This is a genomic window from Bifidobacterium sp. LH_419 (assembly GCF_056356955.1).
Genome location: NZ_JBKEVG010000019.1, coordinates 24176 through 34846 on the forward strand (window position 1 = coordinate 24176; position 10671 = coordinate 34846).

General features: G+C 53.1%; 7 protein-coding genes and 1 CRISPR repeat array. All 7 genes read left to right on the top strand.

Translation table 11 applies throughout. The features are described from left to right. The first annotated feature begins 199 nt into the window (after positions 1 to 199). Positions 200 to 2611: a CRISPR-associated helicase Cas3' gene (gene cas3 / locus AC1AYX_RS09815; protein WP_476503304.1), complete on the top strand. Its 2412-nt coding sequence runs from the start codon at positions 200 to 202 to the stop codon at positions 2609 to 2611. Positions 2612 to 2621: 10 nt separating this feature from the next. After that, positions 2622 to 3326: a type I-C CRISPR-associated protein Cas5c gene (gene cas5c, locus AC1AYX_RS09820; RefSeq protein WP_476503305.1), complete on the top strand. Its 705-nt coding sequence runs from the start codon at positions 2622 to 2624 to the stop codon at positions 3324 to 3326. A 3-nt stretch (positions 3327 to 3329) separates the two neighbouring features. Further along, a complete protein-coding gene (gene cas8c / locus AC1AYX_RS09825; protein ID WP_476503306.1) occupies positions 3330 to 5369 on the top strand; it encodes a type I-C CRISPR-associated protein Cas8c/Csd1 in 2040 nt (679 codons plus the stop codon). Positions 5370 to 5372: 3 nt separating this feature from the next. Further along, positions 5373 to 6257 carry a type I-C CRISPR-associated protein Cas7/Csd2 gene (cas7c, locus tag AC1AYX_RS09830; protein WP_476503307.1) on the top strand — a complete coding sequence of 295 codons (885 nt, stop codon included), beginning with the start codon at positions 5373 to 5375 and terminating at the stop codon, positions 6255 to 6257. 61 nt (positions 6258 to 6318) lie between these two features. Continuing rightward, a complete protein-coding gene (gene cas4, locus AC1AYX_RS09835) occupies positions 6319 to 7026 on the top strand; it encodes a CRISPR-associated protein Cas4 (RefSeq protein WP_476503308.1) in 708 nt (235 codons plus the stop codon). Continuing rightward, positions 7010 to 8041 carry a type I-C CRISPR-associated endonuclease Cas1c gene (cas1c, locus tag AC1AYX_RS09840; RefSeq protein ID WP_476503309.1) on the top strand — a complete coding sequence of 344 codons (1032 nt, stop codon included), beginning with the start codon at positions 7010 to 7012 and terminating at the stop codon, positions 8039 to 8041. The genes cas4 and cas1c overlap by 17 nt, the downstream gene beginning before the upstream one ends. Positions 8042 to 8101: 60 nt before the next feature. Then, on the top strand, positions 8102 to 8392 hold the full coding sequence (gene cas2 / locus AC1AYX_RS09845) for a CRISPR-associated endonuclease Cas2 (RefSeq protein ID WP_476503310.1): 291 nt from the start codon (positions 8102 to 8104) through the stop codon (positions 8390 to 8392). Between the two features lie 307 nt (positions 8393 to 8699). After that, positions 8700 to 10671: a CRISPR direct-repeat array (repeat unit 33 nt; unit sequence GTCGCCCCTCTCGCGAGGGGCGTGGATTGAAAT).

Sequence of the window (10671 nt, forward strand, 5' to 3'; positions counted from 1 at the left end):
TGCATGACGTGCGCGACACGCGTGACACGCCGATGAATTGGCTTGATTAAGCCGATATTGAGAAATCCGGATGTCTTGGAGACAGGGCATCCGGATTTTTCTTTTGTTTTTTCCGGTGTATATGTACCGGTGCGCTGGGGGTAAACTTACATTGGAATGAGCAACGTAGATTATTCGTCACTTCGGATGGAGGTCATCAATGGAGGGCAACGGCGTCAGGATAGGCTCCACGGGTGAGCTATTGGCTCGTAAGGATGATAACGGCAATGTACAGACATTGTTCGACCATCTGCATAATGCCGGTGAATTGGCGGCGGCTTTCGAATCCCGAAGTGTCGTGACTGCTCGTACGGCGGGACTGCTGCATGATGAAGGGAAAGCCACCCAAGCATTTCAAAATTACCTGTTGTATGGAGACGGACGACGTGGCGAAGTGATTCATGCGTGGCAGGGGGCCTTTACCATCAACGCCCAACCGGTTGACGGTCCTGCCGGAGCCATGACCCAAGAGATGCTTGAACTTGCTATAGCGAACCATCATGGTTGCCTGCCGGATTGTATCAGCTCCGAAAGAGACAGCCCGTTCTTCGACAAAATGTCCGATGAGAATAAGGCAGAGGAACGCTACCATTATCAGGAGGTGCTCGGCCATGAGTCCTCCTTGAGACTCGACGCACAGGACAATTTTGCGCAGAGTGCCGCTGAATCGGCGGGACTGTTACAGGTGATGAGGGACTGCGTCTCCAAGCTTCATTCGCGGAGGCAGGCATGTAGTTCCATGGACTTTTACCTGGGACTGTATGAGAAGTATTTGTATTCCAGGCTCGTCGATGCCGATCGACTGGATGCGGCGCATTTTGAGTCGCACCGAGCTTATGCACCGAACACTCCGGATTGGGAGGAACTGATCCGACGTCTGGAAACCCATCTCGAAGGATTGGACGCGTCGAAGCCCATTAATCGGATTCGGTCTCGTATATCAGAGGACTGCCTTAAAGCCAGCGAGCGAACGACGGGCATCTACCGGCTCGGAGTGCCTACCGGCGGTGGCAAGACCCTCGCATCACTGCGGTTTGCGTTGCATCATGCGGCGAAAACCGGCAAGAAACATATCATCTACGTCATTCCGTACTTGTCGATTACCTCGCAGACCGTGGAGGTCTTCCGTAAATTCCTCGACCTGAAGGATGATGATAGCGACGTGCTGCTGGAACACTACTCAAGCGTCATGAAAGACGATGATCGGAAGGAGGAGCGGCGCAAACTCGCCGCAGAACGTTGGGATAATCCGATCATCGTGACGACGATGGTGCAGTTCTTGGAAACCGTGATGTCTGCGCGTGCATCGAAGTTGCGCAAGTTCCACAACATGGCGGACAGCGTCATCATCTTCGACGAGATACAGGCGCTTCCCACCAAGACAATCAATTTGTTCAACGAGATAGTAAGTTTCCTGTCCGGTATTCTGGACTCCACGATACTGCTATGCTCGGCCACGCAACCGTTGCTGGAACATACCGAGCGTGGGAATCTACTGCTCTCTGATGGTCCTGATTTGATCGGACGGTCAAACGACTATGAGAAACAACTTCGGCGTACCAATATCATCGCATCATCGGAGACGGTGACGATTGATGAACTGGCCTCGATTATTTTCGATAAAGCCCAAGAGAACGGTAACTGCCTGGCGATTGTCAATCTACGGTCCGAAGCTAGGAAACTGTATGATACAATCAGCGATTTGAATGAAACGCTTGACGAGAACAAGCGATTCACCATAGTGCATCTAAGCACATCCATGTGTGGACGGCATCGGAAGGATCGATTACAGGAACTTCGGATATCGCTTAAAAAGAATCGTCCTGTCATCTGCCTGAGCACCCAGCTGATCGAGGCCGGTGTGGATGTGTCATTCGCTTGCGTGGTTCGTGCGATGGCTGGTCTCGATAGCATTCTTCAGGCTGCGGGGCGTTGCAATCGCAACGGTGAATCGAAAGAGCCGAAGAACGTCTATGTATATCCAATCGCGGATGAACGGGGGCTTGACCGATTGCAGGACATCAAACTCGGCAAAGCCATCACCCAGCAACTCATTCATGAGCATCCTGATGCCGATTTGATGTCCGAAGCGATGATTGCCGAATACTATCGGTTCTATTTGGATCAGCAGAAGAGTGAGACGATGGACTACAAGTTGGGTACTGGTGAGACCGCCTATGATTTGCTGTCGACCAATCGGAATCGACGGAAAGAGTATGAGGATCGGAAGAGACATAAGTATTCGCATATATTCGCCCAGGCGTTCAAGACGGTGAGTGACGACTTCCATGTCATTGCCAAGGAGACCACGGATGTGGTGGTACAGTATGGGAAGGCGAAGGAGCTGATCGATCGACTGGGTGAGGAGGATCTGACCACACAGATTAAGATACTACGACAGCTGCAGGATTATTCTGTATCATTGTTTGGCAACGAATTCAAAACGTTGGATGAAAGTGGGTGTATTGGCATTGCCAACAAGGAATTCGGCGTTAGGGTGCTGAATAAGGAGAACTACAGCACGGATTATGGTGTCGTGCTCAATGCGGATATGCCTTTTCTTTCTATGTAAGCAGGTGATTATGCGGAAACAACGAAACTCGATTGAGTATGAAGTATATGGGGACTATGCGCTCTTCTCGGATGCTGCGACGCGGATTGGTGGCGAAAAGATCTCATATCAGGTGCCCACTTATCAAGCGTTGAAAGGCATTACGGAAAGCATTTATTGGAAACCCACGCTGGTGTGGGTCATTGATGCGGTGCGTGTGATGAACAAGATACAGACCGAGGGAAAAGGCGTCCGGCCAATCAAGATGAACGGCGGCAATGAACTGTCGTACTATACCTATCTCAAGGATGTTCGATACCAGGTGCTTGCCCATTTCGAATGGAATGAGCAGCGTCGTGATCTCATACCTGATAGAGATGAAAACAAGCATCATAATATCGCCAAACGCGCTGTGGATCGTGGGGGGCGCCGCGACGTCTTTCTTGGCGCACGGGAATGCCAGGCGTATGTCGAACCATGCGGCTTCGGGTCGGGGGCTGGTTTCTATGATGAGTATAGCGAATGGGACATGGGCTACATGGCGCATGGTTTCACATACCCCGACGAGAATCCGAACCATGATTTCATGGTCCGTTTCTGGCACCCAATTATGCGCAACGGCATCATCGAGTTCGAGCGACCGGATTCCGACAAGCTTGATTACCGAACGATCCGTGAACGACAGTCGGTCAAGAGCTTCGTAATCGGTGAGAATATCAGTCTGGCGGAGGAGTGAGCGATGAGTCTTTGGTCAAGTCTGCTGCAGACCTATGATGCGGTACAGGATGTTGCAGGAATCGCCCCCGTCAATCCTGATGGGACCCTGGATACGAGAAAGACGTTGTTACCGGTGTATCACACCACGATGAAGACGCAGCTATGCGTCACCATCGATCAGGACGGCAGTCTGGTGAATATCGAAAAAGACCGCAAGGCTTTTGATATCATCATCCCCTGCACGGAACAATCAGCTGGCCGATCAGGGCGGAATCCCAAACCGCATCCGTTGTGTGATCAGTTGCAGTACATCGACAGCAAATACGATACAGCCAAGTATCGGCAGTATATGGAACAGCTTGCCGAATGGAAAGATGGCAATATCAAGTTGAATGCCGTCTACCGGTATCTTGAATATCATAGCGTCATCGATGATGCCCGTGCCAAGGGAGTGACAATCCAGGAAACCAAGGACGGTAAACTCGGCGTCCGGTTTGTGGTATGGTCAGGAGACCACAGCCCGGAGACGTGGCAGGATCCCGCGATTCGTTCCCTGTGGATACGGTATCAGGAACATCAGGGAAAACGCCTCGGAACCGACATGCTGGGCGGCGAGCTACGCAAGCCTTCCGCCAATTTCCCGAAGAACATCGTCAGCGTCAACGGGAATGCCAAGCTCATCTCCGCGAACGACAAGACTAACTTCACTTTCCGCGGACGATACATCGATCGTGGTGAAGCCCTGAGCATCGATACACTGACCTCGCAGAAAGTGCACTCGACATTGCGGTGGTTGGTGAACAACAACGGCACTCTCACCGATACGCAGGACATCGTGGTATGGGCGGTCGACAAACAGCCGACCGAGCATATCGTCGATTACTCAGGCAATTCATACGACGTCTATGAGGGACTGTCTGACTTCTACTACCTCGATGATGCAGAGGAAAGCGATAGCCTGACCGATGGGGAGAAACTCAGCGCCGCTCGTTCTCAGGTGGATGCCAATTACGCCGACTATTTGGGCAAATTGCTGAGGGAATACGGTGGGAAATCTGCTCTCGATGCGATTAAGGAACACGGTCGTCGTATAGTCGTGGCAATTTTCGATGCCGCAACCCCTGGAAGACTGAGCGTCACGTTCTACCGGGAATTGGCCGAAGATGAATACATCGAAAACGTGATTCGATGGCATGAGGATTCCGCGTGGAACCTCACTCGGTTTGAATCGTCAACCGACAGTGGCCATCCGAAGACAAGAGAAGGAAAGGAAGCTCCGAACTCGGAACCCAAGCTGATTGGTTACATTGGGGCTCCGTCATTCAGAGACATCATCAACTGCGTGTATGACAGTGACGATCGCAGTGGGGTTGGGTATACCAAATTCGCCAAGAAAATCAAGAAACAGCTTGTTGAGTGCATGTTTGGCAACAACTGTTTGCCGCAGTCGTTGCTGCATGCCGCATTCCGCCGGGTCGTCCGTCCGCAAAGCTACACGGTTAGCAAGAATTATCGCAAAAACGAGACGACATGGCGGCGTGATTTAGAAGTCGCATGCAGCATGTGGAAAAAACATTTCATCGAACAGGAGCGGCGACGTCTCCCTGGAACGGAAAGGAATACGATGGCTTTACTGGAATTGGACGTTAACCGTAGGGATAGGGACTACTTATACGGCCGACTTTTAGCGCTTGCAGACAGTTTCGAGTATAGGGTGTTGAAAAACCAGCAGAAGCGAAACGGTGCATCGAGCAGGCCGACGAACGCGATACGGCTGATGAACAGTTTTTCGGCTAAACCGTTCGTTACTTGGGGTAATCTGTGGAATCAGCTTCAGCCCTACCTGAAAAATACATACACGCAGTCCCCGTCGGTCGCGAAAAGCTTCCAGGATGATATCGACTGTGTGATTAACACATTCAAACCAGGAGACTTCGAAGACAATCATGCTCTGTCGGCGTTGTTCCTGCTCGGCTACTCCCATGAGCGTAAATATCTGATGGATCAGGCGCGCAATAAGGGAAACAAGTCTCAGACAACTGAAACCAATGAAGGAGAATGACCCATGACCACTTTGCAGAATAGGATTGATTTCGTGGTGGTGTTTTCTGTGGAGAACGCCAATCCGAATGGCGACCCCCTGTCGGGCAACCGTCCCCGTATGACTTCCGATGGCCGCGGCGAGGTGTCCGATGTCGCATTGAAGCGTAAGATTCGTAATCGCCTGCAGGATGCCGGGGAACGCATCTTCGTGCAGTCTGCCGATCGTGCCGATGACGGGGCGCGCTCGTTGTCCGAGCGTATGCAGTTGTTTCTGAAGACGTTGGATAAGGACGAGCAGAATCAGAGAGGTGTAGTCGCTTGGAAGGCCTGCGAACGGTGGATCGATGTTCGTGCTTTCGGCCAGGTGTTCGCCTATAAGAAGACCCAGAAGAACGGCAAGGACAGCGGCGTCGACTCCGTATCCTTGGGCGTTCGTGGGCCGGTGTCCATTCAGCCTGCTTTCTCGCTGGGAGAGATTTCGATTGACGATATCCAGATCACCAAGTCCGTGAACAGTGAGACCACGGAGAACGATGTAAAGTCGTCTGACACCATGGGTATGAAATATCGCGTCTCAGGTCGCGCGGTATATGTGACACGTGGCAGTATCAGTCCCCAGCTCGCGGAGAGGACCGGGTTCTCCGACGAGGATGCGGAGAAGGTCAGGGAGGCTCTGATTACCCTTTTCGAAAACGACGAGAGCTCCGCACGCCCGGCTGGCTCGATGGAGGTGCTCAAAGTTGTGTGGTTCAAGCACGACAACAAGGGTGGCCAGTTCTCGACGGCCAAGGTCCATCGTGCCGTAATGGTCGATGCCGATGCTGATTCCGATCATATTGTTCAAGTTCATGATGATGAGATTCCAGGACTGCATTATGACATATTCCCAGTTGAGAAAAGGAATTAGTGCATTTGCTCCCTAGATAGCTGTTAGAGGTCTGAATTGGGTATTGTGCAAGGAGGCTGACATGAAAGAGCTGGTGGATTATCCTGATGACGATTGGCTGGCTCTTTCCGGCCTCCAGCACTTCGCATTCTGCAGACGGCAATGGGCGCTGATTCATATTGAGCAGCAATGGCAAGATAACTATCTGACCACTGCCGGATCATTGGAACATGAGCGTGCACATGACTACGGCGAGTCGGAAACCCGTGGTGATCTGCTTGTCATGCGAGACCTACGCGTGTTCTCGCGGAGAATGGGCATCACAGGTGCCTGCGATGTAGTCGAATTCCGCAAATCCCCTGAGGGAGTGCCTCTACATGGAAGAGATGATACTTGGTTGCCTTACCCTGTGGAATACAAGCGCGGCAGACCCAAACAGCAGGATGCCGATCGGCTTCAGCTATGCGCCGAAGCCATGTGCTTGGAAGAAATGCTGGCATGTTCGATTCCCGAAGGCGCGCTGTTCTATCAGCAGACGAAGCATCGGGAGCGGGTTTGCTTTGATGCGTCGTTGAGAGAGCGAATCGTTGCAATGACTCATGAGATGCACGATTTACTCAATCGAGGGCACACGCCAAAGGTCAGACCATCGAAGTCTTGCCGTGCGTGCTCGTTGCGTGACATCTGCCTGCCTAAGTTGGTCAAAACGCAATCCGCCAGACAATTCATCGAAGATACGTTACTGGTGGAAAGCAAGAAGGGGAGTGCTGAAAATGAGACGATTGCTTAACGCATTATATGTCACCAGTGAAGATGCCTATCTGTCCTTAAAGAACGATAATGTCGTCGTGCAGCGAGAGGATTCTACACTTGGTGAAATCCCCCTTAGATCCTTGGATGGCATCATGAGCTTCTCCTATAAAGGGGCTTCGCCGGCGCTGATGGGCAAGTGCGCCGAATTCGGTGTGGGGCTTTCATTCTTTTCGCCAAGAGGACGATACTATTGCTCCGTTCTTGGCGAAAAGAGTCGCAATGTTCTCCTTCGGCGGGAACAGTTCCGCTTCGCGGATGATGGGAGCATGTCCTTGTCCTATGCTCGATCATTCATCATTGGGAAAATATACAATTGTCGTTGGGTTCTCGAACGCACCAAACGCGATCATGCATTGCGTGTCAACGGTGAGCGTATAGCTGCGCAAAGTGAACGGTTGCGTCAAGCGTTGTTGAATGTTCATGACTGTACGTCCATCGAGGAGCTACGTGGCATAGAAGGGTTAGCCGCCAAAGACTACTTCTATGCTTTTGATGATTTGATTCTTCGTGACAAAGATGATTTCTTCTTCCAAGAACGAAGCCGCAGGCCTCCCTTGGATAGAATGAACGCGCTGTTGTCGTTTGTGTACTCCTTGTTGACAAGCGATTGCCTTGCGGCATTGCAAGGGGTTGGTCTCGATCCTTATGTGGGCTTCCTGCATGTTGATAGGCCGGGAAGAGCATCTCTGGCTTTGGATTTGGTCGAGGAGTTTCGCCCTGCCGTAGCTGATCGATTCTCATTGACGTTGGTCAATACCGGAGCAATCAAGTCTTCACAATTTGTAATACGCGAGAACGGTGGAGTCTTTCTTTCTGATAACGGTCGAAAAACCGTGCTTGCAGCATGGCAGAAGAGAAAGCAGGAGGTGATCACTCATCCATTTCTTGGTGAGAAAATAGAATGGGGATTGGTGCCGTATGTTCAGTCTTTGTTGCTGGCTCGAGCTGTTCGTGGTGATTTGGATGCCTATCCGCCGTTCATGTGGAAATGAATATATGGTTATGTGAGAATAGTGGAATATAGTGGTTTTGGAACCAGGGTGTGACGTGAGATGATGGTTATTATTGCATATGATGTCAATACGGAAACGTCAGAAGGCAGACGGCGACTGCGAAATGTGGCGAAAACATGTATGAAATATGGGCAACGAGTGCAGAATAGTGTCTTTGAGTGTTCGGTGTCTCCTTCCGACTATCTGATACTTAAGCATGATTTAGCGCAAATTATTGACGAAGAATTTGATAGCTTGCGTTATTATAATCTTGGTTCAAATTATTTTGGGAAAATTGAATATTGCGGTAGACGGCGTCATGTGCCGGTTGATGAGGTAATGATGCTCTAAGCGTCTGTTGGCGATGCTGTCATTGATGAGGGTGAGCGTGCCTTGTATCGCTCGCCTGTGGCGATGGTGCGAAAGACGAGCTCTCATTGCAAGGGCGACCTTTCGCACCATCGAAAAGAGGTTCTTGAGGGGACAATCGTGTTCTCTGTGCTGCTTGATAACTGAATAGTGGACATTTTGTATGTAGTTTTGAATGTTGCCTTCCTGGTCTGGGCTTTGTGGAATCGGGTTGGCGGTGTGTGCGTTATGCTAGAGCGTGGATTTAGGCGCAAGTTCCACATCGTGGAATATGTTGTCCAATTCCGCAGTCGCCCCTCTCGCGAGGGGCGTGGATTGAAATGTTATAGATATGCGCGTCTTGATATGCGTTCGCGGTCGCCCCTCTCGCGAGGGGCGTGGATTGAAATACCCACGGCGAGCCCTCGTAGACGACCTCGAGGAGTCGCCCCTCTCGCGAGGGGCGTGGATTGAAATACGTTCGATGAGCTGCGCCAGCTCATGCGGCTGAAGTCGCCCCTCTCGCGAGGGGCGTGGATTGAAATACGTCGCCCGTCGTGCGGCGTGCGCGAGCTTTGGTCGCCCCTCTCGCGAGGGGCGTGGATTGAAATACTCTTGACCCGTGGCAGCGGGCCATCAACCGTCGTCGCCCCTCTCGCGAGGGGCGTGGATTGAAATCATCGTCGTCGGTGACGACGCGTACGCGTTCGGCGGTCGCCCCTCTCGCGAGGGGCGTGGATTGAAATAACTTGCGTGTCAAAGAACTCACTTTGACGGCCAGTCGCCCCTCTCGCGAGGGGCGTGGATTGAAATGAAATAGCCGTAGGATGCGTCATGCGCGTCCGTGTCGCCCCTCTCGCGAGGGGCGTGGATTGAAATTTGCTCAGGCCGACCGATTGGGCGGCGGCGTCCGGTCGCCCCTCTCGCGAGGGGCGTGGATTGAAATAGGCAGGAGACGGAGCGCGTGTTCAAGGTCACGTCGCCCCTCTCGCGAGGGGCGTGGATTGAAATCGACGGCGAGGGGTGATGGCGTATGGCGGCGAAGTCGCCCCTCTCGCGAGGGGCGTGGATTGAAATTTCGCCGGCAAGGAGGAGGTCGCCACCCACAACGTCGCCCCTCTCGCGAGGGGCGTGGATTGAAATCGCGTCCTTGAGACGGGCGGTCATGGTCTGCGTGGTCGCCCCTCTCGCGAGGGGCGTGGATTGAAATAAGGACCAGGCCGGCAAGATGATGCAATACGCGTGTCGCCCCTCTCGCGAGGGGCGTGGATTGAAATATGAACGCCGCGCAGAAGCAGGCCAAGACCGAAGGGTCGCCCCTCTCGCGAGGGGCGTGGATTGAAATTCGTTCGCAGAGCTGCGCCAGCTCATGCGGCTGGGTCGCCCCTCTCGCGAGGGGCGTGGATTGAAATCTGATCGGCGTGCTCACCAATCTCAAGAAGGAGCGTCGCCCCTCTCGCGAGGGGCGTGGATTGAAATCTTTTGGAAGCGTTCGATGCTGTCTCGTGTCACCAGTCGCCCCTCTCGCGAGGGGCGTGGATTGAAATTTGAGGCCGCGCAGGTCCACGGTGTGCGCGGCGGTCGCCCCTCTCGCGAGGGGCGTGGATTGAAATACGAGCCGCGCCGGACGGATGACCGGATTGGCCTGTCGCCCCTCTCGCGAGGGGCGTGGATTGAAATATCGTCGTGGTCCTTTCCTGTTGACGACGCTTATGTCGCCCCTCTCGCGAGGGGCGTGGATTGAAATATCCAAAATTTGCATACTGTTGTTGTATCCGTCGTCGCCCCTCTCGCGAGGGGCGTGGATTGAAATGGGGTCGGATGCCATGCGTTCGGCGTGGCGTTTGTCGCCCCTCTCGCGAGGGGCGTGGATTGAAATGTGGAGTTCCAGTTCTGGGTCTCGTTGCGGATCAGGTCGCCCCTCTCGCGAGGGGCGTGGATTGAAATGGATTGGGTTGTTGATGATGGGGTCGGTCGCGGGTCGCCCCTCTCGCGAGGGGCGTGGATTGAAATTCCTCGAGATCGATGATGTCGTCGAGCTCGTAGACGTCGCCCCTCTCGCGAGGGGCGTGGATTGAAATCTCGAAGGATGGATGGCGTGCTTCGCGTTGACCGTCGCCCCTCTCGCGAGGGGCGTGGATTGAAATATGTCGGCGGCGGTCTTCGTGACGGTGAGCTTGTCGTCGCCCCTCTCGCGAGGGGCGTGGATTGAAATGAATGAGAAGCGGCCGGACGACACCCCCTTGGAGGTCGCCCCTCTCGCGAGGGGCGTGGATTGAAAT

Excerpts from the sequence above, each read along its gene's own strand:
- cas3 (WP_476503304.1), top strand. The coding sequence starts at position 200 with ATGGAGGGCAACGGCGTCAGGATAGGCTCCACGGGTGAGCTATTGGCT.
- cas5c (WP_476503305.1), top strand. The coding sequence starts at position 2,622 with ATGCGGAAACAACGAAACTCGATTGAGTATGAAGTATATGGGGACTAT.
- cas8c (WP_476503306.1), top strand. The coding sequence starts at position 3,330 with ATGAGTCTTTGGTCAAGTCTGCTGCAGACCTATGATGCGGTACAGGAT.
- cas7c (WP_476503307.1), top strand. The coding sequence starts at position 5,373 with ATGACCACTTTGCAGAATAGGATTGATTTCGTGGTGGTGTTTTCTGTG.
- cas4 (WP_476503308.1), top strand. The coding sequence starts at position 6,319 with ATGAAAGAGCTGGTGGATTATCCTGATGACGATTGGCTGGCTCTTTCC.
- cas1c (WP_476503309.1), top strand. The coding sequence starts at position 7,010 with ATGAGACGATTGCTTAACGCATTATATGTCACCAGTGAAGATGCCTAT.
- cas2 (WP_476503310.1), top strand. The coding sequence starts at position 8,102 with ATGATGGTTATTATTGCATATGATGTCAATACGGAAACGTCAGAAGGC.